We start from the raw sequence: 26,388 nt of genomic DNA, 5'->3' as shown, positions 1-26,388 counted from the left end.
TTTGTGGCTGCACAAATTGGATGCAGATAGATCAATACAAAATCTAAATTATACTTAAAGAAGGAGAAAAATTGGTAGGGAGCTGATTATGAAAATCATGGAAGTGTATGTAAGAAAAGACTGGATTAATACCAACACATCCCGAAGGCGTTACCGTCACTCAGATTTTCAGGACTCCCTCTCCGTGCTGACTAAAAGCGCAAAGGCAGTACCCGCATTTTTACTGGCGGGTGCAGGAATGAGCAGGAATCTCCCCAATCAATCGATGTCTTTATCCAACTATGCTATGCATACACTAAAAGAAGTCCATAATGGCATTGGGAATGTCGGGAAAAATAAAGATTGTCGTTTCAATACTCTTGTCGAGGTATCCGGGCAAAATGAATTGAGAAAAGCAGTTGATTTGCATGGGGCTTTGCCTTATTCCAGGGTTTATATCGTAACAGATGACGATGTCACAGAGGATGATCTTGATAGAGGGGTTGTTTTTCATAGCAAAACAGAGGCAATTAAATTTAGTGAAATGTATAAGGATTTAGAGGATTACAGGCAGTCCAGCTTCTATAAAGAGCCGGTTGGAATCTCGGTTACAATCGATAAAAAAGATATGGGTATTTTTTTAAAGGAAATGACTAACTTTATAGATAAAAGAAACAGAAGCTGGCGAGCTGATATGACGGTTATCCCGGAGATCAATGTGGACAGCTTCGATTTATCTTCGGACGATGATAATTATATAATTGATTTTCCTGTTGATATTACTAAAAAAGAATTTAAAAAATATTTTAAAGGTACTTTTCAGGCCAGTACTCAATCAGAACCAGGGCTTTCATCACTGAATATGGCAGGGGGTAGAAGAGGAAAATGGAACCGATTTTCTGAAGAGGAAAAAGAAAAAGAATCCTATGATTCAAAAGAAAGCTCTTCTGAGGAAGAGTTAGTATTAAAAAGAAAACATCCGAGAAGCTACCCATCAGCCACTACAACAACCACGACTACTTCAGTTCAAGTTCCTGCCAGTGGATTGTTAGCAAAATCAATGAGTAAAGGAGTATTCCAATCCGCAGGCGAAAAAATAGCGGGTCCTCAAAGTAGCGATGAGGTTTCAGCGGAACTGCATAATAAAGGGGCAACGCCTTCTCAATGAGCGGATGAGACAGGCTCGGTGAAATACAGGATAAGAATGGCAACCATAATGGGGATATTCTTTACAACGGAGCCAAAGGGTTCCAGCCAGTAATGAGGCAATTGAACACTGATGATTAAGGTATAAATAACAATAATTATGAGCTGAACAATACAATTGCTACGCGTCCTGAAATTAAATAACAGGCCTAGTCCAAGCAGAAAATTAATAAAGGAAGCACCAAACAGCAGCAGGGATTGCAACGTGTCCGGAACTCCGGCCTGCTTTAAAATTAGATAGGATGTTTCCTGGGCAAAGAATGCGCTGGTCAAGGCACTGGCGAACCACATAAAAACTAAACTTAGACGGAGCAATGGTCTTAGCCATCCTAATTGTGCCTGCCAGCGATCTCCATTGGTACCTGGTTTTTTTTCAAGCCCCTCTTTAAAGGATTCAGGGTTGACGCCTGTAATCTGGTAAAACGCTGAAGTCTCTTCGGCTGTGGCTATATTATTACTACTCAACATGCTGATAGCCGGGGAATTAATTTTTGATGAGGAACTGAAATTACCGAACCAGGCCATTGTCTTAATTAATATCATTGGAACTTGAATAAAAATACTTTCTGGTAACTGAAGCCAGTGGCGTAAACTACCCAGAATTGTTTTTAGTGATATTGCTGCAGGAGAAACTGCCGTTAAAACGTAAGATGGGCCGTGAGGCAAAAAAGCCATGTTTGAAATTGCGGTGCATAATGTATCGATATGAATAGGTTGTAGCAGCTGCTCGCCCTTTCCTGGCAGTGGGATAACCGGAAAAGAGGCCATTGTCATTAACAAGGCCATACCTCCCTCTGAACCAGGCCCGTAAATAAATGAGGGTCTGAAAATCAGCGATTGAACAGGTAGTGTTAGTAAATAATTATCAAGCTCCAGTTTGCTTTTGGCATATTCTGACTCATAGTGTTCGACTGCCAGAGCTGAGAGCTGAATTATTTTTTTTACCCCGGCTTTTAAAGCTGCCTCGAAAATAACACGGGGAGAATTAAAATGAATTTGCCAGACTACGGATGGGTTTCGATGATAAAATATGCCGATACAGTTAATGACTACATCCACATTTTTCATGCGTAACATCCACTCTTCGAGGTTTTGCTGTTCTGCAAAGTCGCATTCTATCAGAGTGGCTGAGGGGAACAGTGCCTGACCTGTCTCAATCGTTCTGACGACTGCATGGATCTCATGCTCTTCATCTAAGAGTTTTCTCGTTAAATGAGTTCCAACAAAACCGGTTGCGCCAAGCACCATGATAATCATTACTTAACCTGCTTTTTCTGTTTTTTCTGAAAACCCAGGTAGCCTCCAAGGCTGCTGCACAAGGCGCCGTAAAAAAAGGTCAGAAAGCTTGCTTTGGGTTCAAGCGTAACCATACTGATATAGCCATGCGAGACTGAGAAACCATCATGTAATTCTAAAGAGGTACGGACTATTCGTATGCTGATTGTCCTGAAATGAGCATTTGAATATTGAATGCCATTATTGAGGATTATGATAAGCACTATTAATACTATAGACCAGGCCAGGAAACCAATGAGAAACCCAAAATACTGCTTTTGTATTCCTGAGGTGTAAAGTCGGCCGCTGATAAAGCCGGTGAAATACATGGCAACAGCATAGGAAAACGCCAAAAGAAAAAAAAGAGAGCTGGTATTGGAACTCTCCGGAGCTATCAGATAAACATTAATTAATATGGCAGCAAAGCCGAAAAGCGGAACCAAAAAGAGACCGCTGCTTGCGCCGATAATCAAAGGGATCCAGGAAAAATTGAGTTTGCTCATACTAGTGATTCAGCATTACTTATAGGCAAGTATATGCTGAATCAGGATTTTTGCGAATGATATTCAGGAAGCTCCAGTAACGTCATTCAAAAGTGTGAAAGAAATCATATTCGGAATCTGAGCCTGCTTCATACTGACTATTATCAACAGTAACAGGAGAGGTACATTCTCTATCAAAAAATCGCATACGGTAAAATTCCGAGCCTGATCGTGTCAGATTGACGGCAGGTTGTTCTTCCTCTTCTTTTTCCAGTTCTTCGTTCAGGTTCATAAGTACCAGATCGTCCTCTGCCTGAAAAAAATCATCCATTCCCTCAGGAGAAGGAGACTTTCTGACTTCTTCCTGTGCAAAAACAAAACCGGAAAGACGTAGTGCATTCTCTTGCTTAACCCGTAAACCAGTTGGACTTATAAGCGATGGCAGGCTGCTGGTGCTGCCAGAATAGCTGGAACTCGCAGAGGTTAATCCCTCGAAATCCATATCTGGAAATTGAATTTTTAATCTCGTTTGAAAGTCCTTTATGTCCGGATTAAAATAGAAAACAATTTCTCCGACGGTGCAGGCCATTAGCTGTGTAAGAGGACTGAACATATTATAAAAAGAAGTGACGGAACTCTCCACAAATGGGTCGGAATGTTCAAGCGCATTACGTAAAGAAATGAGATCTCCCAGTTTATCATGTAAGGTCTGATTGATCAGACTTAAATCACAAAGGCTGGATAATTTATTGATGCAAGAGATAATCTGACCAAGCAAATAGGCAATACTTTGTGAAAAACGGATATCATCCTTAATTCTGGTATGTAACAATTCCTGAAATTCACGAAGTGAATCATCATCGAGCTTTTCTTCTTCCAGCAAGGCAGTGAGCAGATCAAGACGATCGATCAATTTTTCCAGTATTTCGGAAAGATCATTGGAGTCATTTTTCTCAGCTTTCCAGAATGTATGTGCAACTTGAAGAATACCTGGATAAAGATTGGTCATCGCATCAGACTGATTTTGTTTAATACGTTGATTATTAAGCGTATCTTCCTTTCTTTTTTTAGTTTCAAAATCGCTTTTATACACTCTGTATATTTTATCGGCTTTCGTCAATAATTTCTTTACTTGCCTTTTATCTGCATTCTGTTTCTTATCTGTAGAGGATAGATTAGCTGTAATCTCGTCGAAAAGATTAAGGGGTGATTTTTTATTGGCGATGAAAAAACTGACGTCATTGGCAAGACAGTCCTTGAGCATTTTATGATGAGCAGGGAGTACCAGTCCCAATAGGGTATCGCGCTCTTTTTCTTCCAAAAGCGGCTTGGTAAGAATGTGAGAAGATGTTTTTTTATCCAGAGAATAATGCTTTTTAATGGATTGCCAATACAGGTCCATGGCATCTTTCCAATCATCATATCCTGAGCTGGTATCCTCTACTTGCCAGTCCAACTCACTTTCGCGTGACACAACGAGCTCATAAACCGAGCCACTGAAAATCATTAATTCATTATGAAGCTGCTCAAGGAGTACTGGATCTTTTTCCAAATCTTTTATAACCGACAAATACTCTCGTTCTTCAGGATGCGAAAGGGCGCTTCTGATTTTCCCAACCATATCAATGTCGATGATATCCAGTGTTTTTTGCTTATTTCCCCAATTTCTGGGCATAAAAAATTCACCGGTCATCTCCAGTACTCGCAAAAGCGATAATCGATTTTTAATACTTAAAAAATCTTCAAAACCAAGTATCTGGAAGCGGGTATGGGGAGCTAACTGATTGCTATCTTTGATAGCACATAATGTGAGCTGTTGTCCCTTGGTAGCTTTTTGAGTCGATTCCAAAAGGGACTGGGACCAAATAGGATGTACCTTTTCAGGTTCAGGCTCAGGTGTTTTATTATCGGCAGGTAAAAATTTATCAATGGGAGTAATCGGTTCTGATTTATTAGCTAGCCATTCACATAATTTTTGCTTGTCAACTGACTCAATCGTATCAAGAGAGACGCCGGTTTCCTGGATAACTTCCAGGCTGTAAGTGGATTTAGCATAATTTCTCGGCAGCAAAGCGATAAGTTTAAGTAAAAGAAAACTATGCTTGCTAAATCGGAGCAGTGTTTCAAGATTCTCAGGCTTTTCCATTGGGGTGAGGGGAGTGCCAGATGAAAGATGATTTTTTACTTGCTCAAAAAAGACAGACAAGAATTCCAAATCTTTAGTAAGAATGTCAGTAATGCTATGCTTAACCAGAGCACGGAATGTAAGCATTACAGAATGAAATTGAATCAACTGTTTTTGCTTTACAACGTCACCATCGAAATTAAAAGGTGCGATAGATAATCCATTTTCAAAACCATCATTAATAAAGCAAAGATCAGTTGTAGCAAAAATGGCACTAAAAAAATCCAAGAGATACCAGGAGTGTTCTCCCCAGGGTAAATATTTTGTCAGAAGTCCGCGCTCACTACGTGGAAAGCGATAAATCGTCTCAAAGAGCATACGTAATATATCGACTGAATCCTCAAGGTAATAATCGTTCGCTGCATTTCTAAATGCACGATCGCACATGCGTTGCATTAGAATTGAAATCCCATTTCTATAACCCGAAAAATAAGGAAGTGTTATGTTACCCATAAATGAGAAGCGCTTTTGAGCCCCCGCTGCATTCTGCTGCAAGAATTCTTCCTTAATAAAGGGAAAAGTATCGTTGGCTTTCAGCATGTGTTGTTTAAGAAACTGAATCAGACGCAGGACCCAGTCAACACGTGCTGAAAAGCTCTCTTTCATTTTGAGAGGATGCTGTGCAAATATTTCATTCTTTTCCGCAAGATAGCTCTCCTTGCATAGCACAGTTGGAGGTATTGTCTGATCAATTGTTTCTTTGGATGTAAAAACGCCCTTGATTTTTGAATGCGCCTCAGCAATAGTCTCTTGCTGTAATTGCAGGATTTTTTGATAGTTATCAGGGCTTAAAACAGTGGTTTGGCTCAATTGTTCCAGGGCTTGGATGGCATCAGCAAATCGTCCGATGTTGCGCATTACGATGGCTTTTCTAATCCCAAAGTCCACTGACTCTTTTGTCAATTCTATTAACTCTTTTTTGAGCATCATTGCCGAAGTTGCTATTTTCGGAGATGTACCAGACAATTTGGGATTGCCCAGTATTTTGTCGCATAGTTGAGCTGCTTGAGTATATTTCTTTTCATTTTTGAATGTTTTTGCTTGTTTTATTAGTGCCTTATATTCTCGGCGAAGCTCTTGTTTGTTTTTCACAATAAGTACCTGTTACAACAAAAGTGTAAAGTATACATTCTGTGAATTAATTAATCAATATGGCTTTTATGCTGTCCATGCAGGCTTTAAATGTTCAGCGTCATTGGACATTGCCTAATTAATTTGCCTATTTTTCTTCAATACTGTATAAAGTGCGCCTTTGACTATGATTAGAGGTACGCCATGTTTAAATTTAATTCTAAAACAACACAATGCGAAGAACTAAACTCTAAGTTCAACAGAACAAATTGCAGAGATGATGCCAAGGCTTATGTTGAATACAATGCCGGAAGCAGATTATTTCGTGTAGTAGTTGAGGATGTTGATTTCTTTTCTTACGAAAAAAAGCAGGATCATGGATTTACAGCTAAATTGGAAAATAAAACAGTTCAAATTGAAATGAGTGTTTCAGAAGATTCAGCAAAAGCAGAAAGTCAGTTTAAGGGGCTTAAGAATTTTATCGCCCGATTAGGCACTGACTCGCACAATAATAAATTTTATTTATCCCGCGCAGATTTTTTTCAGAGACAATGTGACGCTTTTGAAAAATTACTTTTTAATCGCTCGCAGCTAAAGGCTAACCGGGATGCTCAAAGCAGCCATGCTCAGGATCCAGGAAGTTACTCTTGCTGAGCCTGTGACACCTCAAGGTCAAAAGAAGCAGCTACGTATTAGCTAATGATTCCATGCCAGGGAGCTTGCTCATTAGCTAATTCATAGATAATATGGACTTATATTTTGAGCTTGGATAACAGGCTTACTTAGCTATAGGGATATTGTTGCTTCCATGTTCAAATATTGCTGTATATTTTTCTGCCTTACACTTTGTTCATGCATGGTGGGTCCAGACTATAAAGAGCCGCCAAAGCCTGTAGCTGGCTATTGGATACAGAACAGCCCCGTAGTGAAAGCTAGTCCTGCCCAAACTGCAAACTGGTGGAATATCTTCAAGGATCCTGTTTTAACGGAGTTAATTCAGCGAGGCTATCAAAATAATCTCTCCGTGCAAATCGCTGGCGTAAGGGTTCTGCAGGCAAGAGCACAATTGGCGCAATCAGTTGGCGAATTGTATCCCCAACAGCAGGCCATGATTGGTGATTATACCTATTACCGTATTGGCGGCAGCCAACTGCAGACCGTGCTTCCCTCGAGTTTTGAAACCGCTTCGCTCGGTTTTACTGCCAGCTGGGAACTTGATTTCTGGGGAAAATACCGAAGAGCAATTCAATCCAATGATGCAATTTTTCTGGCCTCACTGGCGGCCTACGACAATGCGTTAGTCACCTTAACTGCCGATATTGCGGACACCTATGTCAATATTCGTACTCTTGAAAGACAGGTTGCTGTTACAAAAGCAAACATTCAATTGCAAGTGACCAGTTTGAAAATTGCAAAAGCACGATATCGGGGCGGTCAAACCAGTTTGCTTGATGTGGAACAGGCAGAAACCCAGCTGACTGAAACACAGGCCAGTTTGCCCAAACTGCTGAGTGAATTACAGCATCAGAAAGACATCCTCGGATTACTTTTAGGCACTGTGCCTACCCAGGTGAATCCGCTGATCAGTAATAGCCGCGGTATTCCCCGGGCACCATCTCAGGTATCTGTCGGGATCCCCCGAGAGGTGATTGTAAGACGGCCCGATATTTATCAGTCCCGCATGGAGGCTATTGCCCAGTCCGAAGCAATTGGCGCAATCAAAGCGAATTTGTTTCCTGCACTTACATTAACCGGAAATTTTGTATTTTCATCAAATAGTATCGGCAGTAATTCCATAAGTGATCTGTTCAACTGGTCTAATCGCAGTATTACAGCAGGTCCTTCGCTGACCTGGCCTTTATTAAATTATGGTCAGATTACCAACGCGGTGCGTGTGCAGGACGCGGCTTTTCAACAAGCGCTTCTTAAATATATTAATCTGGTCTTACAGGCACAGCAGGAAGTACAGGATAATATCAGCCGTTATATCGAAAGCAGAAAATCAGTTTATTTTTTACAACAATCAGATCAGTCAGCAAGAGCCTCTACCAGGTTAGCCCTGGTTCGCTACAAAGAAGGCGAAGCGATTTATACAACCGTTTTAGATGCTGAGCGTCAACAGTTAAGAGTTGAAACCTCGCTTACTAATGCGCAGGGCGAAGTTGCGAAATCATTAATTGCACTCTACCGCTCTTTAGGCGGGGGCTGGCAAATCAGAGGCTGTAATGACATCCTGCCCAATTACATCAAGCAACAAATGGCCGAAAGAACCGATTGGGGTAATTTGCTGAAACAGCCAAATCACCAAAGGCCAAATACGCAAATGGATGTTTTAAAACAACTTTATCTTCCAAATTGGTGATAACGATGAATTCCGAGAAGAGACAAAAGCTAAAAATAGCAGCCCTTATAATCGCTGTTCTGCTAATTGTTTATTTATATAGCCATTTTAAGTCCAAAACAAACACTCCGGTACTGCCGACTCCGGTCGTTTATGTTGAGCATCCAAAGCCCATGAAAATGGGAGATTATGTGTCCCAGACAGGTAATACGGTTGCCTTTAACTCTGTCAATCTGGTGGCGCGGGTCGAAGGCTATCTCGATGCGATTAAATTCGTGGATGGCTCATTTGTAAAAAAGGGAACTGATTTATTTATTATTGAGCCCCAGCCTTATCTGGACAAGGTGGACGAAGCCAAAGCCAGCCTGGCTGCACAGAAAGCCGCCTATGCGTTTGCGGTAGCTGAGTATGAGCGTCAGCAGCAGATGTATAAAGAAAATGCTACTTCATTAAAAAATGTGGAAAAATGGGGTGCCAGGCGTGATGAAACCAAGGCGGAAGTTGCCAAAGCTGAAGCTAATCTCAATTCAGCAGAAATTAATTATAGTTACACTCATGTAACCGCGCCTTTTGATGGGCGAATTGGACGCCATCTGGTTGACGTAGGGAATCTGGTGGGGCATGGCGAGGCCACTCAACTCGCCACAATCGAGCAAATTGATCCAATTTATGTCTATATCAATTTGAACGAACTTGATTTAATCAAATTAAGAGAGGCCGGAAAAAGCAAAGGAGTCAATGCGAATAATCTTAATACGGTTCCGGTTTTTGTGCGTATGCAAAATGAAACAGGATTTCCACATGAGGGGAAACTGGATTTCGTCAACACGGGTTTAAATGCCTCGACCGGAACAATGCAGTTCAGAGCACTGCTTCCGAATAAAAACTATCCTCTGGTTCCCGGCTTATTTGTACAAGTCAGAATTCCTGTTAAGAAACCATCCATGCAACTGACTGTACCCGATACAGCCATACAGTATGACCAAATCGGCGCATACCTTCTTATTGTTGATAAAGAAAATCTGGTGCAAATGGCAAGAATTCAAATAGGGAGTATTGAAGAAGGGCAGCGCGCCATCCTTAAGGGAATAAGCCCTCAGGATAATATAATTGTTACCGGTACACAATTCGCAACTCCCGGAACTAAAGTGGATCCCAGAACACAAAGTTCCGCTGATAGTTCATTTGTGGAAAGCGTTCATTAAACGCATGTAATCTCAAATCAAGAAGTGAGAAAAAAACAGAAATGATTTCTAAATTTTTCATTGAGCGTCCAGTACTGGCAAATGTTATTGCGCTTTTAATTGTATTTATTGGTCTGGTTGCTATTGTTGTTTTACCAGTCGCTCAATATCCGGCGATTGTTCCGCCGACAATTCAGGTCACTACAACTTATCCTGGAGCCGATGCCAAGACACTGATTAACACCGTTGCTTTGCCGATTGAACAGCAGGTGAACGGCGTTGAAAATATGCTTTATATGCAATCAACAAGCACCAATAGCGGAAACTATAATCTGATTGTTACCTTCGCTATTGGAACAGATTTAAATTTTGCCCAGGTCCTGGTGCAAAACCGCGTACAGGCAGCAATGGCTCAATTGCCTATGGATGTTCAAAAGCAGGGAGTGCTTGTTCAGCAGAAATCAACCGCTATTCTACAGTTTATTACGCTCACCTCTGAAAATAATGAATATGACGGCCTGTTTCTTGATAGTTATGCCACCATCAATATGCAAAATGAACTGGCTCGCCTGCCAGGCGTGGGTAATGTTATTATTTTCGGATCGGGAAGCTACGCGATGCGCGTCTGGCTGGATCCCCAGAAAATGATGGCCTATTCTTTAAACCCCAGTGACGTTTTAAACGCGATCAGCTATCAGAACAAGGATGTCTCGGCAGGCCAGGTCGCAGCGCCCCCCATTGTTGGGAAAGAATCCTATCAGTTCACGGTGAATGTGCCTGGGCAACTCACTGATCCTGAAGAGTTTGCCAATATTATTATCAAAACTGTGGATACTAGTCCCGATGAAGATGCCAACGCCAGTAGTTCGGCCCAGGTGGTAAGGATTCGTGATGTTGGCAGGGTAGAGTTGGGTTCATCAACATACAGCCAGTTAGCTAAACTCAATGGAAAACCGGCTGCTGCCATTGGGATATTCCAATTACCAGGTGCCAATGCCCTTGATGTGGCCAAAGAAGTGCGATCCACTGTAGCTAAAATGGCGAAAAAATTCCCGCCGGGCTTACAATACTCTATTCCTTTCGATACGACAGTATTTGTCGAAGCCTCTATTGAAGAAGTGTACAAAACGCTTTTTGAAGCGGGTATTTTAGTATTGATAGTGATTGTCGTTTTCCTGCAGAACTTTCGCGCCTCTCTGGTTCCAGCGACGACTGTTCCGGTAACGATAATAGGCACTTTCTTCGGCATGATGTTACTCGGTTATACTATCAATCTCCTGACCTTGTTTGCGATTGTCCTGGCTATCGGTATCGTAGTGGACGATGCGATTGTTATTGTGGAGGGCGTGTCGCAGCATATTGAAAGAGGCCTAAGTCCCAAAGAGGCTTCCATCATCGCCATGAAGGAGTTATTTGGCCCAATCATTGGTATTACCTTAGTGCTGATGGCTGTTTTCGTTCCTGCGGGATTTATGCCCGGATTAACAGGGGCCATGTATGCCCAGTTTGCTTTGGTTATTGCAGTAACAGCATTAATCAGTGCCATTAATGCTATGACTTTAAAGCCCACCCAGTGTGCTTTATGGCTAAGACCGATAGATCCTGACAAAAAGAAAAATGTCTTTTTCAGAGCTTTTGACCGTGTTTACAACCCCATCGAGGAGCGTTATTGCCGTTTTATTGACCGGCTGGTCCATCATAGTAAAACCGTTTGCATGGTGGGCGCATTATTAGTGGCGGTTGCCATTTTTGGTTTAACACGCATACCTACCGGTTTTATTCCTATTGAAGATCAGGGCTATCTGGTGCTGAGTGTTTTGCTGCCGGATGGTGCGAGCCTGGGGCGAACGGATGAGGTATTAAATCGCTTAAGCAGTGAAATTTCCAAAATTGGGGGCATCGACAATGTGATTGGTATTGACGGTATTTCTCTCCTCGATAACAACGCCAATCTGGCCAACGCCGGCGTTTTGTACGTGATGTTTAAGGATTGGAGCCTCAGAGGAAAAGATGAGGATTTACTGGCTTTATATACCAAATTAAATGACATTGCCAAAAAAACCAAAGACGCAAAACTCCTGGTAGTCGTTCCGCCGCCTATTCAGGGTCTTGGCTTGTCTGGCGGCTTTCAAATGCAGGTGGAGTTACAGGACGGCAGCTTTGATTACCAGAAACTTCAAAGTGTGACCGATCATCTCATTGATAATGGCAATCATGATCCGGTATTGCAAAACCTGATGACCTCCTTCAGAGCAAATGTTCCACAGGTAGCCGCCCCCATTAATCGAACCAAAGCGGAATCTTTAGGGGTTACAGTAGGGGATGCGTTTGGAACCCTGCAAACTTATCTGGGATCAAGTTACGTCAATTTATTTACCAAATTTGGACAAGTTTTTCCCGTTTATGTGCAGGCTGATGCGAGCTCAAGAGGGCAGATTGATGATTTACGCAATTATTATGTCAGAAATAAACAAGGGGATATGGTTCCTTTAGGTACCCTGACAGATATTGACCGGGCTGTTGGGCCAGGCTTAATCTCGCTTTACAACTTATATCCTTCAAGCAGCATTAATGGCATGGCCTCCCGGGGATTCAGCTCGGGGCAGGGTATTCAGGCAATGGAGGAAATGGCTAAAAACTTATTGCCAGCCGGGCTTTCCTACGAATGGACGAGCACTGCTTATCAGGAAAAAATTGCTGGTAATTTAAGTTATCTTATCTTTGCCATGTCGCTGGTGCTGGTTTATTTAATTCTTGCCGGACAGTATGAAAACTGGCTGACGCCATCCGCCATTATTTTCAGCGTTCCATTGACGCTGATTGGAACAGTCATCGCATTAACCACTCTCGGGCTGGCCAATAATATGTATACTCAAATTGGCCTGTTATTATTGATTGCGCTTGCTGCCAAAAATGCCATTCTGATTGTTGAAGTAGCGCATGAGCAGCGGCATATACACGGAAAGTCTATTCTTGAATCGGCAGTTATTGGTGCAAGAACCCGATTCAGGCCTATTCTTATGACCTCATTCGCCTTCATCATGGGCGTTATGCCCTTGGTATTCGCCAGTGGTGCAGGGGCCAATGCCAGACGTTCTATCGGGATTGCGGTCAGCAGCGGTATGCTGGCCTCTACTTGCCTTGCAGTGGTCTTTGTTCCCGTTTTTTATGTGCTGCTACAGACCTGGCAGGAGAAGCGATGGGCGAAGAAGCAGGAGAAGGCCAGGATGAAGGCGGAGTTGCCTTCACATTGATCGAATCAGATAGAAATGCAGTGTAGGTAGACGCGCTTCGCCTGGGCTGCATTGGCTGAGGAGAAAGCCAAACAAAAAGACTTCAGTGTTAAACAAGATCTCTGTATTATGGATGAGTTGACTGTATATCGGTTCAGCAACCTCATAAATTAAGATGGAGTTTTACATGAAAAAAGCACACGGGCATCAACCACCAGCACAGGGGCATGGACATGTTACGCCGCATGGGCAGGTACCTTCTTCAGGTCATGTCCACTCACAACACCATGTTCCACCGCATCATAACTTTCCCCAGCCTCCTCATAGTCACAATCACCACCATGGACATGGTCATCCTTTACCGCAAGTCTATACTGTCGGTGGATATGGTGCCAGATCTACATTTTTAGGACATGGATGCGCGCATCAGATGCCTCCTGTCGATGAGCATTATGGGCACACACATACACACGGTCATCCCTGATAGCGAAAATCCCCTCTTCCAAGTTGAGAGAGGGCTGCCATTAAGTTAAGCCCAACTGTATATTAAATTGTCATCCCCGCGAAAGGCGGGGATCTATTTTCTGAGCTCGCTATAATGCCAATTGATGAATGGGTTCCCGCCTTCGCGGCAATGACAAAAATTTCGTGATGACTGTTGAGCCATTTAACGAGTCGCAGCAATAACCAGCGATAAAATATAAGAGCAGTAAATCAGAATTAACAACCCGCCATGCCAGCGGGTAATTTTTTTCTTATGACGCATGTTGAACCAGAATAATAGTAAAGTGGTCAATAACATGACGGGCATATCTCGCCAGATGATGGCATGGCTAATTGCTGATGGATGGATGATGCCGGGAAAGATCATTACTGCCAGCAGATTGAAAAGATTTGAACCCAGGATATTGCCAATAGCGATATCATCGGCTCCTTTGCTGGCAGCGACAATCGATGTTGCAAGCTCGGGAAGACTGCTGCCAATAGCGACTATGCTTAGACCAACAAGCAACTCGCTCATCCCTAAGTCCTTGGCAAACTGGGCACAGTTGGTAATAAGGAGATCGGCACTGAAAGGAAGGATGATTAAACCCACTACCAACATAGCGATATGGTGTTTCAGGCTTTGTTGGCGCAACCTGGCTCGCCAGAATTCATCGGTCAGATGGCGCTGATGAGAAGATTCGCGTGCAGATATTATCAGATAGGCGGTAAAAATCAGACAGACGATTAGGGCCAGACAACTATCGAGGATCCCGAGATAGCCATCCAGCATTAATGAATATGCGAACAGCATTACAATGAATAATAAGGGAAATTCTCTTTTGAGGAAGCTCGACTGGGCGTTTAAAGGCCGCAGTAAAGCAATTAAACCCAACACTAATCCAATATTTGCAATATTGGAACCAACGGCATTTCCAACCGCCAGGTCTGTATAGCCATCAAGAGATGCGGATACCGCAATCACTATTTCGGGTGCAGACGTTCCCAGAGCAACCAGGGAAAAACCAATCCAAAGCGGGGATAACTTATAATAGTGAGCGATACCTGAAGCGCCCACAACCAGATGATTAGCAGACCAAAGCAAGGCAATAAAACTAATGAGCAGCAGAAAAAAATGATACATATTCCAGACTCAAAAAGATTAATGTAATGATGATACGTTAATTAACAGGCAAGACAATAGCTGCCAGCACATTTGTGGAATCTCCCAGGAATGGATCTGATGCTGGCAAGGGTTATTTATGGTCTAATTGTACACATAGTTTTCAAATAGTAGGCTTTTATGTTAGAATAGCCTGCTTAATAATTTTAATAACGAACCAGGGTAGGTGTTTGGCTCTGGGATTTCATCCAGGTGTTACTATGTTTTCCAATCAATATCGCGTGTTGAGCGATGCGAAGTTCAGACGGTTTACATTAAGCTGTATGCTGGCAATGTTCGGTAACGGCTTAACGTATATCATTATGGTCTGGGCTCTGATGCGTTTTGATACCTCTGTTGTCTCGACTTCAATATTAATGGCTTGTTTCTGGTTGCCCAATGTATTGCTCGGCCCATTCTTTGGTGTCCTGGCGGATCGCTGGAACCGAAAAACCTTGCTGCTTATGGCCAATGGCTCTCGTGCAATGGTTCTTTTTGGTTTTGCCTATCTGGCTAATGATCATATGACATCGCTTTCAATCTATATACTTGCCGCACTGATTGGAACGTTGTTGGCAGTTTATATTCCTGTAGCAATGAGTTTCGTAAGAGAACTGGTCAACGAAGAGGAGTTACTGGCCGGGAATGCGATGGTTGATATTGCCTATGAACTGGGAGCTGTGGCGGGCATGGGAGGCGCCGGATTTATATTGGCCAGCGCGTCCTTTGCGGGATGTTTTGCAATAAATGCGGTTTGCTATGTAATGGCAACTTTGTTGCTTTTGGGGATTCCTTTTGTAAAAAAATCCAATGACGAGAAAAAGAGAACCTCTTTCTTCAGACAATTTATAGATGGTGGACGCTATATTTTAGCGCGCCGAACCTTACTATTACTGTATTTAACGCAAGGATTATTTTTTGTCTCCTACATGACGGCACCGGTGTTACTGGCACCTTATGCAAAGACTGTTCTAAACAGTAATGTAACCCAATTTGGCTGGCTTGAAGCAATGCTCTCACTGGGTATCATACTGGGAGGATTTTTCAATCCCTGGCTGGCTTCGATGTTTTCAATGTTTAAAGTCATTGTCGCTGAAATTCTGGCAGGAGTAGTTGGGTTTTATTTATTCAGCCATACTTCAAATATCCATTTAGCCATCTTCTATCATTTCCTGATCGGATTGTCCTTTTCCTCCTGGGCATTGCTCACCACGTTGGCTCAGGAAATGACGGCTTTGGATTTCCAGGGGCGCGTTCAGTCTTTGTTTAACAGCGTCTCCGGTGTGGTGATCGTATTGTTTTATTATCTGCTGGCAAAATGGAAAGATATTCCAGTTCAAAAACTGTACTCTGGTGAAATCGTGTTACTGCTAACAGCCTTGATACTCCTGGGGATAGCGATACTGAAAAAAACCAGTAATGATAATGAGCTTGATTTGAATGAGGATGAGCTTTCTTTTGAGTAAACAATTCAGGTGCTTTGGATAAAATACTTTAGGATATCGCTCACAGGCTTGGCCAGTCCAAGCTGGCTCAATTCATGTTTATTATACCAGAGACCTTGTTTTTCACTGACAGAAAGCACAGAGCCCCGTACTTCTAATGCCATGGCCTGAATGTTTAAGTGATAATGACTGAAACTATGCCTTAAATGAAGAAGGGGAGTGAGTTTCAGACAATCCAGCGAATAGTTATCTTTGATGTAAGCATGAGGGCTGGCATCTGCTTCGATTGCCGGCAGGCACCAGAGCCCGCCCCAGATCCCGTGAGAAGGTCTTTTCTCAAGATAAATTTCGCCCTTTTCATTATGCAGCAATAGAAACTGCTCCAGTTTTTCAGGCAGGCGCTTTCTGGGTTTCTTCTCCGGAAAGTTACTCACTGCACCAGCCTGATACGCTTTGCAGGTTTTCACCAAAGGACAGTTGCCACACTGGGGATTTCTGGTGGTACAGCAGGTTGCCCCCAGATCCATAATGGCCTGCGTGTAATCAGCGCAGCGCTCATCTGGCATACACAAATCAGCATGATACCAGAACTGTTTTTTGGCAGCGCCTTGTTCCGGCCAGCCGGAAAGCATGAAATATCGAGCCAAAACGCGTTTGACGTTACCATCCAGTATAGCCTGAGGCAAATTAAACGCCTGAGACAAAATGGCTGCGGCTGTTGATTGACCCAAACCCGGTAATTCCATCATTTTAACTAAATCAGGTGGAAATTCACCGGCAAATTCCCGAACAATGATTTGTGCACATCGGTGCAAATTCCTTGCTCGGCTGTAATATCCAAGCCCTGCCCATAGCGCCAATATATCGTCTTCTGGCGCATTAGCTAAACCCTGGATAGTTGGAAAGCGCTCCATGAAACGTAGAAAATAGGGAATAACCGTTTTCACCTGCGTTTGCTGCAACATGATTTCAGAAATCCACACACGATATGCAGAGCGCGGATGCTGCCATGGCAAGTTTTTTCTTCCGTATTGGTCAAACCAACTTAAAAGGGGCTTTGCAAAATGATTTGCCAGTGTTTTTTTATCCATAATTATCGGGTAAATATCGATTCAAATTGGTTTTTCAATTTTTTTACAGGCTGAGCGACTGTGTTAATTAACCAGTATTTTCCCAGTTGTGCGTTTACTTTTTTAATGTCAAGCGAAATCAGTGGCTTCACCAGAGTTCCTTTAACCTGTAAAGGAAAGTTGCCACCCAGCATTTGCTGGATTTCTTCAAGCTTGCCAGTTGCGTTTAAGACGCTTGTCAAAAGTTCAGCCGATAAGCTGTAGTCAGTGAGGCTAAGATTTCCATTGCCTTTAAGATGAAGCTTATCCGTTTGTAAAATAATCGAATCAGTCCGCAGCCGGCTTTCAGCTAACTTGTAATTCATCGAAAGCAGCTTAAAGGGGGTAAATCCTTTATTGTTCATCAGTCCGTTGAATTGCTCAAAGTCCAGCATATTTTTAAGACTATCCGTCTTCATTGACGATAACTGATCGATCTTCTGACTCACTTGCTCAATTACCTGATGCAGGTTAACCGTGTCGATTCTTCCATCCTTTATCATTATCGTTCCGTCAGCCATACTAAGATTTAAAGCAGATGGTACATTAGTAATAGCCTCTGCATGCAAAGAAAAGTCGAGCTTTCCTCTGACAATTTTTTCACCAAGAAGATCATTGAATAATTTTTGGGAGTCAAGACCGGCAGCAGTCTGGTTAAATTTTAACTGATGATTTTCAAAATTAAAATTCAAATCGCCGACCGACTCTCCTTTATAAAGGCTAAGAGTCAGAGGAGTTATCTTTAGCATTTTTCTTTTTAAAGAAGCACTGCCCTGAATGCGATTTATCGAAATTTTATTAAGCAAAACATCCTGTAATAGCAATTGCCCGTTAAGAGAAAGAGATTGCCAGTTGGCGAGTGGGTTACTTAAAAAGGTGGGCGAAAAGCGTGTGCTTCCCTTAAACTGGATTTGGGCACGGCCCTTGAGATTTCCTGCATTGGAAAGATTTAGGGCTGCTTTAAACTGCAAAGGGAAGGATGAATCATTTAAGTTTAAGCTCTCTGTACCCATTTGGATATTGGAGAAGATCAATTCATTATCTGAACTATGGAATTTAACAAGTCCCTTGCTCAGCATAAAGCGATCGATAGCGAAATGTTCTGTCAGAATTGTACCCGGCTTGCTATCCTTTGTTTTGGAGTGTTCAGCAGGAGCAGGCAGGTGATCTGTAGATACGTCAGCAGTAAATCCATCCACCTTGAATTCGCTAAAAACCAGAGTACCTCTTAACAGTGGGGTTATTCTCAGATTAAGAATAAGATTATCCAGAATTGCATGAAAATCAGTCTGCCTGTCACTGCCGATTTCTACCTTGCTTATCCTGATTCCTGGTTGTGGAAATAATTGCCAGCTTATGTTCCCTTTAATTGTGGTTGGTTCATGACTTAAAATTGATAATTGACTACTCACGTAATCCCGGATGCTCTCAGCACTGATGGCTTTTGTAAGAAGCCAGAGAGACAAAAGAACGACTATCACTGTACTGAGAAGACCTATTGCCAGCTTCTTGAAAAGATTCATAAGAGGATCATACTGTAAAAATGTGAAGCATAACGATTCATTGATTGCTGTCAAGGATTATTAAAGAAAAAAAACTGAAACTAAGCTTTGAAATATGCTTGATATTAAATTTTTACGAAGGTAATCTGATAGTCTTCTCCATTAAAAATGGAAGAAAATAGCTAACTCCCCAGGTTGTGGATCGTCTCAGCATCAGTTTGAGATCCTTCGCTACGCTCAGGATGACGTACCTGGGGAGTTACGAAAATAGACGTTGATTTTGCTTTAAAGAAGTACTCAGGATGAGTTCGGAATAAATCAAGGAGAGCGTCATGCGCCCAAGCCAATGGGAAATAGTCATATTAAAACCCACAAAACTATTTTTGTCTTTTTTAGCGTCACAATTACCAGAAGTAGACTTACCTTCTTTAAAAATGTTGCAAACTGATAATACAGCCTATGTTATCAGGAAGCAAAAAGATGACGAAGCGACTCTGGATGAGATCGAACGCCATTTCACTTTCATGTTTCGCCATGAAATCAGCCGCTGGTTAGGGGAAGATGCGCGTAATGAAATTGAGGGCAGTTTTCTCGATTTTTTATGCTGCTTTAAATTTGAATTGCATTCGCAAATTGTTCTGATGGAGCCAGCTATGGAAAATGGTCAGTCATTGCTCCGTGTTAAACCTCGCTCTGTCTTGCTGAAATGGATGCGATCCACTGTTGATGAACAAAGTGATCTGATTGAAGTTCTCGATCATATTAACCTTGCTCAATTAGCGGAAAATGCGACTGTGATCGTTAAAAATTTCGAAAATCTCACGGATATTAAACCCTTCTTAAAACAATATTATCGCCCTGTTTTCGAGGCCGAGATGTTGAGAATGTGTGAAAGCTCTGAGCAATGGCCAGAAGTTGACAGTTTTGAAGATTTCAGCCGCTATTTTATGGTAAATGTTCACACGCAATTGATCCATTTGCATTAAGGAGAGCCTGTTATGGAACCAATAACTATCGCCATAATATGCGCAACCGTATTTGGGGTTATTTCCGGTTTGGCAGCTTTTATCAGACAGCTTATTCTTAGCCGCGATAAGGAAATGAATGATAAAGCGCAAAAGAGGGCTCTGAATCAGGAAGCCAGGGAACTCGAGAAGCTCAGAAACCAGATGGTTGATTTCAAGCGTTTTGACTCGCACTATCAAATGTTAGGAAACAATAAAGATGCCATTCAATACCTTGATCAGAAAATTGAAGAAATATTAAAAAGAAAATACGAGTTAATTGAGCGTTATGCCCAGGCTACTATGAAAGAAACTTCGGCGATTATGGCAGGAAACGGATCAGAGGAAAGAAAGGAACTATGCAATAAATTAAAAGCTGAAATGGATAGCGAATTGTCATTCTATGACAGTGAATTACAACAACTGCAGAAAAGACGCGCTACGCTATGGGATTCGCACGCAGAATTACAACATTATCTGGTTGATCAGGAGAAGCTTAAAAATGAGCATCTCGACAATTTATACCAGCAACACACCAATGTATTGGAAAAAGTGTATATAAGACATATTGAAGACAGTGAAGCGATTGCGAAAGACAGTATCGATGCCAGTACTCAAACATTTAAATCCTTGTTCGCCTCACCTATTCAGTACATTCTGGGATTATTCAAGCCTTCTTCCGGATTAGCCGCAGCGCAGGCGCCGAAAGAAGCTGCTGAACGAGGGAATGTCTCTGATATTGAGGGTAGTCTCAATGGCCCAGAGCCAGACATTAACACCCCGTTTAAACCTCAATTTAAATCTGCTGCAAGAAAGCTGGAATCCTTAATTTAGCATCCCTCTATCATCGGCCTGGTTATGTTTAACCAGGCTACCCTCATATTGTTCATAATACTAATAGTCTCCATAATGGATTTTTATTTGTCAATTGCGAGAAAATTATGCATAATTCGGTACATTACATAAAAAGGAATCAGTAAATGATATATGTCAAAAGGAATGAAAAGGGAGAGATCTGTGCTCTATTTGATAAGTCAATGCCTGGGTTAGAGGCTGTTGATTTGGAAAACCCGGAAATAGTCGAGTTTCTTAACCGCTGCGACGGAGAGCATAAATTCAAATTGATTCAGTCAGACCTGCAGCTAATTCGTGTATTGGAAGATTTAATCGAACTGTTAATCAGTAAAAATATTATTTCGATTACCGATTTTCCAGAGCCAGTAATCAGGAAGTTATTAGCAAGACAAGGTATTCGTAAAAAAATTTCAGGTGCAATTGGTATGGAGTTTGATGATGAAAGTTAAAGTTTTACTCGCAGCAGCTTTACTCAGCTTAAGTTTCACGCAGGCAAATGCGGCTAACGTTGAGGAATTATTACCCAATGAACGAAACACCGTGGAAATTTTCCAGAAATTTTCACCGAAGGTAGTGTATGTTCATCGTTTGACGACTGTTGTGAATCATTCCTTTGAGCGTAGCAGCGTTCCCGCAGGTGCTGGCTCAGGGATTATCTGGGATAACCAGGGGCATATCGTGACCAATTTTCATGTGGTCAATGGTGCAGATGGCCTAAGAGTCAGCCTGGGTAAAATGACCGTTCCTGCCAAAGTGGTAGGTGTTGAACCCCGTAAGGATATTGCCGTTTTAAAAATAAGTTCTCCTCAGGCCCTTGAGTATCTCAAAACCTTTGAAGCGTTTCAGTTAGCTCATAGCAATGATTTATTGGTAGGTCAGAAAGTCATAGCCATTGGTAATCCATTTGGCCTGGATCACAGTCTTACTGTGGGGGTAATTTCTGCACTGGGCAGACAAGTTCCAGGTGCCGGCGGAGTCAATATCCGCAACATGATTCAGACTGATGCCTCGATTAATCCGGGAAATTCAGGAGGCCCTCTTTTAGACAGTAAAGGACGATTATTGGGAATGAATACTGCTATTTATTCCAATTCAGGTTCTTCAGCGGGTATTGGTTTTGCAGTACCTGCTGATGATATTGAGCGCATAGTTCCTCAATTGATTAAAAACGGACGCGTAATGCTGTCTGGAATAGGAATTCAGCGTGTTGAACCCAATGTGGCTTCACGTTTGGGAATTACCAATGGGATATTAATTGGCGACATTTTGCCACATACTCCTGCTGACACTGCAGGATTAAAAGCAACCTATCGTGATCACCTCGGTCGGGTAGTACTTGGCGACGTCATTGTTGCCCTGAATGGACATCCTGTAAAAGATTATGACGCTTTATATCAATTATTAATTGACATTAAAGTAGGGGAGCCCATTACTTTAACCGTGAATCGTCATGGAAAAAATCTGAACTTCAAGATGAAAACGATTGATATCGCCGCTTATTAATCCTTATATGCTGTCATCCCCGCGAAAGCGGGGAACCATCTCTGAGCTAGCTATAATGCCAATTGATGAATGGATTCCCGCCTTCGCGGGAATGACAAGATTTTCCGTAACTTAATTTGAGAGAGAGGTTTAAAACCAGGCTCTTAATTTCCAAATTGTCTTAAGCTCCATACTCTTTACGATAATCTTCAAGGCTCTTCAACTCGACACCCATCTGTTTTTTCTTAAGGTAATCTACCAGGTCATGAAAGTTGATCACTGAGACTACTCTAATCCCCTGCCTTTCAATTTCCTGAAGAGTGGATATTTCTCCCTTTCCCCTCTCACAGCGATCAAGTGCAATAATTACAGTCTCCAGGCTGCCGCCATGTGCGTTAATGAGTGCCTGTGATTCTCGAAACGCGGTACCGGCAGTGATGACATCATCAACCATTATTACCGGACCATTTAATGGGGCGCCAATTAATTGACCGCCTTCACCGTGATCTTTAACCTCCTTTCGGTTAAAGGTCACGGTGGCGTTCACATTTTTTTCAGAGAGGGCGATAGCAGTGGATGTCGCAAGAGGGAGGCCTTTATAGGCGGGGCCAAATAGCTGACGGCAGTCAATGTCTTCTTCAATCAGTCTATTAGCATAGAACTGGCCTAAAGTACGAAGAGTTGCACCATGATAAAATAGCCCGGCGTTAAAAAAATAGGGGCTAAGCCGGCCGGATTTTAATGTAAAACTGCCAAACTTCAATACTCCGCAGCTTAAGGCAAACTCAATAAAGTGGTCTTTGGAAAAATTATCTATTGTGTTCAAAAAAAAGTCTCCGCCAATGTTTTTAAAAAAAATCCTTAACAATCAATAAAAAACTGTTATGCTAAGACAAGCCAAATTGCTTTTATATCAAGTAGTATTCTAGCTTAAATGGCTCACACAAGATATTTATTCTAAGCTATAAATGTGGTATGTCTATTATAGAAGTAGACAGATATGACAGAAAGGGGATTGTGATGTCGCAAAGAGAAAGTGGAACTGTAAAATGGTTCAATGAGAAAAAAGGATTTGGCTTTATTGTTAATCAAAATGGTGACGACATATTTGTTCATTATAAAGATATACAAGGCGCAGGATTCAAAACACTTCATGAAAATGATGCAGTAACCTTCGTTCTTGATAAAGGGCCAAAAGGATTGAAAGCTCAGGACGTTATGGTTACTTCTGAATAATATCCCTGGCAACAAGGATTGTTCAGCAAACTAATCAAAGTTCATTACCTGGCGAGGGATGACTGTTCCCTCGCAAGAGGCTTAGCATTTCCTTAATATTGTAACCCAAATATAATTCTCTGCGTCCAGGTTTTTATTTATTTCTTGACCAATATCTTTGGTAGTCGTTATCATCTTATCCTAATAATTTCGAGACTTTCATCTATCCCCATTTGCGGATTGTGACGCTTGCATTATCAACAGTCTCCTGAATACCCCTATTAACCAGAGGAGAAATTGAATGGACTCCGAAAAGCGAGTAGCAGTGATCACTGGTGCTGCCAGCGGAATTGGATTGGCATTAACTGAAAAATGTCTGGCCGAAGGAATGAATGTGGTAATGGCTGACATATCCGTGGCGACTTTATGTGATAAAGTTGAACAATTAACTGCAAAGTTTGATTCAGATATCCTTGGGGTTGTTTGTGATGTCAGCCGCCCGGAAAGTCTTCGACATCTTGCCAAACAGACGATCGAGAAATTTAATCGGGTTGACTGGTTATTTAATAATGCCGGGATTAGCGGCCATTTGGCTCCATTATGGGAGTTGACCAATGAGCATATTCGCAAAGTGATGGATATCAATCTCTTTGGAATTATTCATGGTGTTCAGGCTTTTCTGCCTTTTATGTTCAAGCAGCCGCATCGAGCGCATATAATCAATATGGCCAGTCTTTATGGGTTATGCAGCGGTTCCCAGATGACAGCTTATGCCATGTCGAAACATGCTATCGTGGCTTTATCCGAATCTCTCCACTTTGATTTGCAAAGACTATCCAAACCAGTAGATGTTTCTGTAGTATGTCCTTCATTTGCAAACACTCAATTACTAAGCAACTCGTCTCCTTTGCATAATGATGTATTTCATGACATGTTAAGCGAGTTAATAGCACGGAGCCGGCCTGCAGAGGATGTTGCTGAGCATATTGTGAAAGAAATAAAAAATAATGTCTTCTACGTATTGCCAGATCGAGAAGTGAAAGACTACTGCGAGCAGCGTACTCAGGCAATATTAGAACAAACACCTCCACACCAGCATAGTCTGGAAAAAATTCTGGCCTCTCTCAGTCGAAGAGCAATGACAATTGAATAAGGAAGCGATTATGAAACGTATCTTAGTACTTACTTTTGCCTTGTTGTCAGGCATTACACATGCCCAGGAGTTTAAAATTTTCTGGCGCTGTGCGGATACACATCTGGAGGCCATTGAGTCGCAAGCCAATCTGAACGGTAAACTTAGCGATCTCTATATTAATTATGCTTCGCCGGGAAATAACAGTTTTAATTTTTCACCGGTGAGCAAAAAAAGCCTTGTTGAGCTTCCCAAAGAAGTGGTTCATGGTAACTATCTGATGCTGGGTATAAAAGGCGAATGGTTGATGAATTGCGTCGGCCAGGTTGTTGTAAGTCCCAATTATCATTATCCAAAGGTAGTTTTTGATGCGGGTAAAAATGCCTATGGTTGTCCGCTTATTCCAAAAAATTGTTCCGGAGAGGGCAGCGTGGTGCTTCTCGATTATTAATTTTACTCGCACCTGAAGAGGGGTTTAGTCTCTGCAGGTGCAATTCATCTATGAGCTTTTAGGTGTGCCACCACGGTGCTGCGATAATATGCTGGTCTGTGCCTGTTGTTCAGCGGGCCTTGCACTGGGTTTGAAAAACTGTTGTCTGGCTCCCGGGTTTGCTTCTGGCTGCTCTGAATGTGGGGAAGTAGCGGTCTGCTGCGAGGGCATTAAAGGATCGGATTGTGTCACATCATAGTCGGGATCACTAATTACCGTTGGTAAGCTATTTGTTTTTCCCAACAGGTTACTAGCTGATTCGGAAGGCGGAGTGGGGAATGACTTGGCTTTATACTTTGATCCTTTTTCAGGTTCTTTCTCTTTATTTTTACTACGTACAATATTTGGCAGATTAAGCAGACTGCTGCCCATTCGATCCAGAAAACTTTTTTTGCTCTGCGCTGAGGACTCTGCAGCCGCTGGTGCAACTGATGCAGCGGGTTCTATAAAAGGGGTCTCATCGACAACCGCCTTATCACCTGGCAGATAGTGTTTTACACACTCAAGATGCCCCATCTGAAACCCTGCCTGGTAGGCAGACAGATAGTCCCGAATGGGCCTGCCCTGCGTTGGCTCTGACAGCTCTCCTGGTGTGCGCCCCAGTTTAGTAATAGTAACTGCCACGATATTTTTCACAAAGGCGATATGATCAATATCTAAACTGCCCTCTCCTGCTATGGGGGCATATCGTTTAAATAATTCAGGATTTGGGGTACCATCCGGCTTTAGCGGGCCCTCATAACCGATTATATGAAGATTAATGTTTTGGGGTATCATTTGCGGAAATTTCGACAAATAATTATGTAAGTCATTCAGTATTTCCGGATTATCATCCAGGATATAAAAATCGTGTGTTTCAGAATCGTTGCGGTACTTTAATGCAAACTCATACATCTCCCAAATGGCAATTATTAATTTGCTTTTATCATGGGCCCATTCAAGATGTTTATATTGTTGCTTGCGCGCTTCACCAATTTTTTTAGGATCGTATTCATTCGCAGGATTAACAAACTGCTTTATTGCCTCCATTGCAGTTCCATAAGGCTGTTTATTAAAAACATCTGCCATGAGCATGTAATTTGGAGTGGCATCAATTGCTTTACAGATCAAATTAAAATAATAAAAGCCGGACCCGCTTTTATTAGTGTAAGAGTTCAACAGATCATCAGAATAACATTGCCTGTTGCTAAACACATAAGCATCGGAGGATGCGTACTCCGAAGCATTTTCATTAAAAAGCTGAATCAGCTCTCTATTCACTTTATAAAAGATGGCCGTTAATTTTCCAAGATGCTCCTGATAAATAGCGTCTAACTCTTCTGTGTTATTCGAGTTAATTGCTTCTTCTTCAAGCGAGCTTAGCTGTTTCTGCAGGTTTTTATAACCTTCTTCTGCTCCCTGGACATAACGATAAAAAGCAGCGTTTAGCAGGCAATTATCGATATCAAATGCAAAGCCGCGTCTTTTGGGCATAATTTGTTTCTCAAGAAAACGGATGTTGTGCTTAGATTAAAGCACAGATTGAGCAAAATGTCATCATATTGCGTGGTTTG

Annotated in this window: 22 protein-coding genes; 14 read left to right on the top strand and 8 right to left on the bottom strand. The window is 42.1% G+C overall.

Annotated features, from left to right (window positions below):
* The first annotated feature begins 88 nt into the window (after nucleotides 1-88).
* A complete protein-coding gene (locus B1207_RS03120; RefSeq protein WP_112218543.1) occupies nucleotides 89-1,147 on the top strand; it encodes a hypothetical protein in 1,059 nt (352 codons plus the stop codon).
* On the opposite strand, the gene B1207_RS03115 is transcribed toward B1207_RS03120, so the two are convergent.
* The 3 genes from B1207_RS03115 to B1207_RS03105 all read right to left on the bottom strand — a co-directional run bounded on the left by B1207_RS03115 (nucleotide 1,141) and on the right by B1207_RS03105 (nucleotide 6,219).
* The gene (locus tag B1207_RS03115) at nucleotides 1,141-2,442 is read right to left on the bottom strand and encodes an SDR family oxidoreductase (RefSeq protein ID WP_112218542.1); all 1,302 of its coding nucleotides are present in this window, start codon (nucleotides 2,440-2,442) and stop codon (nucleotides 1,141-1,143) included. The genes B1207_RS03120 and B1207_RS03115 overlap by 7 nt on opposite strands.
* Complete coding sequence (locus tag B1207_RS03110) at nucleotides 2,442-2,963, bottom strand: hypothetical protein (RefSeq protein ID WP_112218541.1); 522 nt, start codon at nucleotides 2,961-2,963, stop codon at nucleotides 2,442-2,444. Before B1207_RS03110 ends, B1207_RS03115 begins: the two co-directional genes overlap by 1 nt.
* A gap of 82 nt (nucleotides 2,964-3,045) precedes the next feature.
* Nucleotides 3,046-6,219 (bottom strand): hypothetical protein, encoded by a 3,174-nt coding sequence (locus tag B1207_RS03105; RefSeq protein WP_112218540.1) that lies wholly within the window; start codon nucleotides 6,217-6,219, stop codon nucleotides 3,046-3,048.
* Nucleotides 6,220-6,402: 183 nt separating this feature from the next.
* Here B1207_RS03105 and B1207_RS03100 point away from each other — a divergent pair, with 183 nt between their 5' ends.
* From B1207_RS03100 to B1207_RS15850, 5 genes are all read left to right on the top strand, one after another.
* Complete coding sequence (locus B1207_RS03100; RefSeq protein WP_112218539.1) at nucleotides 6,403-6,852, top strand: hypothetical protein; 450 nt, start codon at nucleotides 6,403-6,405, stop codon at nucleotides 6,850-6,852.
* A gap of 154 nt (nucleotides 6,853-7,006) precedes the next feature.
* The gene (locus tag B1207_RS03095; RefSeq protein ID WP_112218538.1) at nucleotides 7,007-8,560 is read left to right on the top strand and encodes an efflux transporter outer membrane subunit; all 1,554 of its coding nucleotides are present in this window, start codon (nucleotides 7,007-7,009) and stop codon (nucleotides 8,558-8,560) included.
* Nucleotides 8,561-8,565: 5 nt separating this feature from the next.
* Nucleotides 8,566-9,744, top strand: a complete 1,179-nt coding sequence (locus tag B1207_RS03090) for an efflux RND transporter periplasmic adaptor subunit (RefSeq protein WP_112218537.1) — start codon at nucleotides 8,566-8,568, stop codon at nucleotides 9,742-9,744.
* A 41-nt stretch (nucleotides 9,745-9,785) separates the two neighbouring features.
* Nucleotides 9,786-12,977 (top strand): efflux RND transporter permease subunit, encoded by a 3,192-nt coding sequence (locus B1207_RS03085; RefSeq protein WP_112218536.1) that lies wholly within the window; start codon nucleotides 9,786-9,788, stop codon nucleotides 12,975-12,977.
* Nucleotides 12,978-13,143: 166 nt separating this feature from the next.
* Complete coding sequence (locus B1207_RS15850; RefSeq protein WP_146740003.1) at nucleotides 13,144-13,440, top strand: hypothetical protein; 297 nt, start codon at nucleotides 13,144-13,146, stop codon at nucleotides 13,438-13,440.
* 183 nt (nucleotides 13,441-13,623) lie between these two features.
* On the opposite strand, the gene B1207_RS03080 is transcribed toward B1207_RS15850, so the two are convergent.
* Nucleotides 13,624-14,583: a calcium/sodium antiporter gene (locus B1207_RS03080; RefSeq protein ID WP_112218535.1), complete on the bottom strand. Its 960-nt coding sequence runs from the start codon at nucleotides 14,581-14,583 to the stop codon at nucleotides 13,624-13,626.
* Nucleotides 14,584-14,822: 239 nt separating this feature from the next.
* Between B1207_RS03080 and B1207_RS03075 the strand changes: the two genes are divergently transcribed.
* The gene (locus tag B1207_RS03075; RefSeq protein WP_112218534.1) at nucleotides 14,823-16,067 is read left to right on the top strand and encodes an MFS transporter; all 1,245 of its coding nucleotides are present in this window, start codon (nucleotides 14,823-14,825) and stop codon (nucleotides 16,065-16,067) included.
* Nucleotides 16,068-16,072: 5 nt separating this feature from the next.
* Here the strand turns inward: B1207_RS03075 and mutY are convergent, their stop codons facing one another.
* Both mutY and B1207_RS03065 read right to left on the bottom strand, forming a co-directional pair.
* Nucleotides 16,073-17,137, bottom strand: a complete 1,065-nt coding sequence (mutY, locus tag B1207_RS03070) for an A/G-specific adenine glycosylase (RefSeq protein WP_112218533.1) — start codon at nucleotides 17,135-17,137, stop codon at nucleotides 16,073-16,075.
* A 2-nt stretch (nucleotides 17,138-17,139) separates the two neighbouring features.
* Nucleotides 17,140-18,678, bottom strand: coding sequence for an AsmA family protein (locus B1207_RS03065; protein ID WP_112218532.1), 1,539 nt, complete (start codon nucleotides 18,676-18,678; stop codon nucleotides 17,140-17,142).
* Between the two features lie 311 nt (nucleotides 18,679-18,989).
* Between B1207_RS03065 and B1207_RS03060 the strand changes: the two genes are divergently transcribed.
* The 4 genes from B1207_RS03060 to B1207_RS03045 all read left to right on the top strand — a co-directional run bounded on the left by B1207_RS03060 (nucleotide 18,990) and on the right by B1207_RS03045 (nucleotide 22,019).
* A complete protein-coding gene (locus B1207_RS03060; protein ID WP_112218531.1) occupies nucleotides 18,990-19,643 on the top strand; it encodes a hypothetical protein in 654 nt (217 codons plus the stop codon).
* A 12-nt stretch (nucleotides 19,644-19,655) separates the two neighbouring features.
* Nucleotides 19,656-20,495 (top strand): hypothetical protein, encoded by an 840-nt coding sequence (locus B1207_RS03055; protein ID WP_112218530.1) that lies wholly within the window; start codon nucleotides 19,656-19,658, stop codon nucleotides 20,493-20,495.
* 146 nt (nucleotides 20,496-20,641) lie between these two features.
* Complete coding sequence (locus B1207_RS03050; protein ID WP_112218529.1) at nucleotides 20,642-20,965, top strand: hypothetical protein; 324 nt, start codon at nucleotides 20,642-20,644, stop codon at nucleotides 20,963-20,965.
* Nucleotides 20,952-22,019, top strand: a complete 1,068-nt coding sequence (locus B1207_RS03045; RefSeq protein WP_172458092.1) for a S1C family serine protease — start codon at nucleotides 20,952-20,954, stop codon at nucleotides 22,017-22,019. The genes B1207_RS03050 and B1207_RS03045 overlap by 14 nt, the downstream gene beginning before the upstream one ends.
* Before the next feature lie 160 nt (nucleotides 22,020-22,179).
* Here B1207_RS03045 and pyrE read toward each other — a convergent pair whose 3' ends face one another.
* On the bottom strand, nucleotides 22,180-22,815 hold the full coding sequence (gene pyrE / locus B1207_RS03040) for an orotate phosphoribosyltransferase (RefSeq protein WP_112218664.1): 636 nt from the start codon (nucleotides 22,813-22,815) through the stop codon (nucleotides 22,180-22,182).
* Between the two features lie 203 nt (nucleotides 22,816-23,018).
* Between pyrE and B1207_RS03035 the strand changes: the two genes are divergently transcribed.
* From B1207_RS03035 to B1207_RS03025, 3 genes are all read left to right on the top strand, one after another.
* On the top strand, nucleotides 23,019-23,234 hold the full coding sequence (locus B1207_RS03035) for a cold-shock protein (protein WP_112218527.1): 216 nt from the start codon (nucleotides 23,019-23,021) through the stop codon (nucleotides 23,232-23,234).
* Between the two features lie 280 nt (nucleotides 23,235-23,514).
* Nucleotides 23,515-24,366: an SDR family NAD(P)-dependent oxidoreductase gene (locus B1207_RS03030; RefSeq protein WP_112218526.1), complete on the top strand. Its 852-nt coding sequence runs from the start codon at nucleotides 23,515-23,517 to the stop codon at nucleotides 24,364-24,366.
* Between the two features lie 10 nt (nucleotides 24,367-24,376).
* Nucleotides 24,377-24,796: a hypothetical protein gene (locus B1207_RS03025; protein ID WP_112218525.1), complete on the top strand. Its 420-nt coding sequence runs from the start codon at nucleotides 24,377-24,379 to the stop codon at nucleotides 24,794-24,796.
* 48 nt (nucleotides 24,797-24,844) lie between these two features.
* Here the strand turns inward: B1207_RS03025 and B1207_RS03020 are convergent, their stop codons facing one another.
* Entirely contained in the window at nucleotides 24,845-26,308 is a 1,464-nt protein-coding gene (locus B1207_RS03020; protein WP_112218524.1) for a hypothetical protein, read from the bottom strand.
* Nucleotides 26,309-26,388: the final 80 nt, after the last annotated feature.

The organism is Legionella quinlivanii, assembly GCF_003265995.1.
Taxonomy (GTDB): Bacteria; Pseudomonadota; Gammaproteobacteria; order Legionellales; family Legionellaceae; genus Legionella_C; species Legionella_C quinlivanii_A.
Note: the sequence above shows the minus strand (reverse complement) of the source record. Positions and strands in the feature narration are given on the sequence as shown.

Bases quoted from the DNA above. Each gene is read 5' to 3' on its own strand.
- B1207_RS03120 (WP_112218543.1), top strand. From the start codon at position 89: ATGAAAATCATGGAAGTGTATGTAAGAAAAGACTGGATTAATACCAAC.
- B1207_RS03115 (WP_112218542.1), bottom strand. From the start codon at position 2,442: ATGATTATCATGGTGCTTGGCGCAACCGGTTTTGTTGGAACTCATTTA.
- B1207_RS03110 (WP_112218541.1), bottom strand. From the start codon at position 2,963: ATGAGCAAACTCAATTTTTCCTGGATCCCTTTGATTATCGGCGCAAGC.
- B1207_RS03100 (WP_112218539.1), top strand. From the start codon at position 6,403: ATGTTTAAATTTAATTCTAAAACAACACAATGCGAAGAACTAAACTCT.
- B1207_RS03095 (WP_112218538.1), top strand. From the start codon at position 7,007: ATGTTCAAATATTGCTGTATATTTTTCTGCCTTACACTTTGTTCATGC.
- B1207_RS03090 (WP_112218537.1), top strand. From the start codon at position 8,566: ATGAATTCCGAGAAGAGACAAAAGCTAAAAATAGCAGCCCTTATAATC.
- B1207_RS03085 (WP_112218536.1), top strand. From the start codon at position 9,786: ATGATTTCTAAATTTTTCATTGAGCGTCCAGTACTGGCAAATGTTATT.
- B1207_RS15850 (WP_146740003.1), top strand. From the start codon at position 13,144: ATGAAAAAAGCACACGGGCATCAACCACCAGCACAGGGGCATGGACAT.
- B1207_RS03080 (WP_112218535.1), bottom strand. From the start codon at position 14,583: ATGTATCATTTTTTTCTGCTGCTCATTAGTTTTATTGCCTTGCTTTGG.
- B1207_RS03075 (WP_112218534.1), top strand. From the start codon at position 14,823: ATGTTTTCCAATCAATATCGCGTGTTGAGCGATGCGAAGTTCAGACGG.
- mutY (WP_112218533.1), bottom strand. From the start codon at position 17,137: ATGGATAAAAAAACACTGGCAAATCATTTTGCAAAGCCCCTTTTAAGT.
- B1207_RS03065 (WP_112218532.1), bottom strand. From the start codon at position 18,678: ATGAATCTTTTCAAGAAGCTGGCAATAGGTCTTCTCAGTACAGTGATA.
- B1207_RS03060 (WP_112218531.1), top strand. From the start codon at position 18,990: ATGCGCCCAAGCCAATGGGAAATAGTCATATTAAAACCCACAAAACTA.
- B1207_RS03055 (WP_112218530.1), top strand. From the start codon at position 19,656: ATGGAACCAATAACTATCGCCATAATATGCGCAACCGTATTTGGGGTT.
- B1207_RS03050 (WP_112218529.1), top strand. From the start codon at position 20,642: ATGATATATGTCAAAAGGAATGAAAAGGGAGAGATCTGTGCTCTATTT.
- B1207_RS03045 (WP_172458092.1), top strand. From the start codon at position 20,952: ATGATGAAAGTTAAAGTTTTACTCGCAGCAGCTTTACTCAGCTTAAGT.
- B1207_RS03035 (WP_112218527.1), top strand. From the start codon at position 23,019: ATGTCGCAAAGAGAAAGTGGAACTGTAAAATGGTTCAATGAGAAAAAA.
- B1207_RS03030 (WP_112218526.1), top strand. From the start codon at position 23,515: ATGGACTCCGAAAAGCGAGTAGCAGTGATCACTGGTGCTGCCAGCGGA.
- B1207_RS03025 (WP_112218525.1), top strand. From the start codon at position 24,377: ATGAAACGTATCTTAGTACTTACTTTTGCCTTGTTGTCAGGCATTACA.
- B1207_RS03020 (WP_112218524.1), bottom strand. From the start codon at position 26,308: ATGCCCAAAAGACGCGGCTTTGCATTTGATATCGATAATTGCCTGCTA.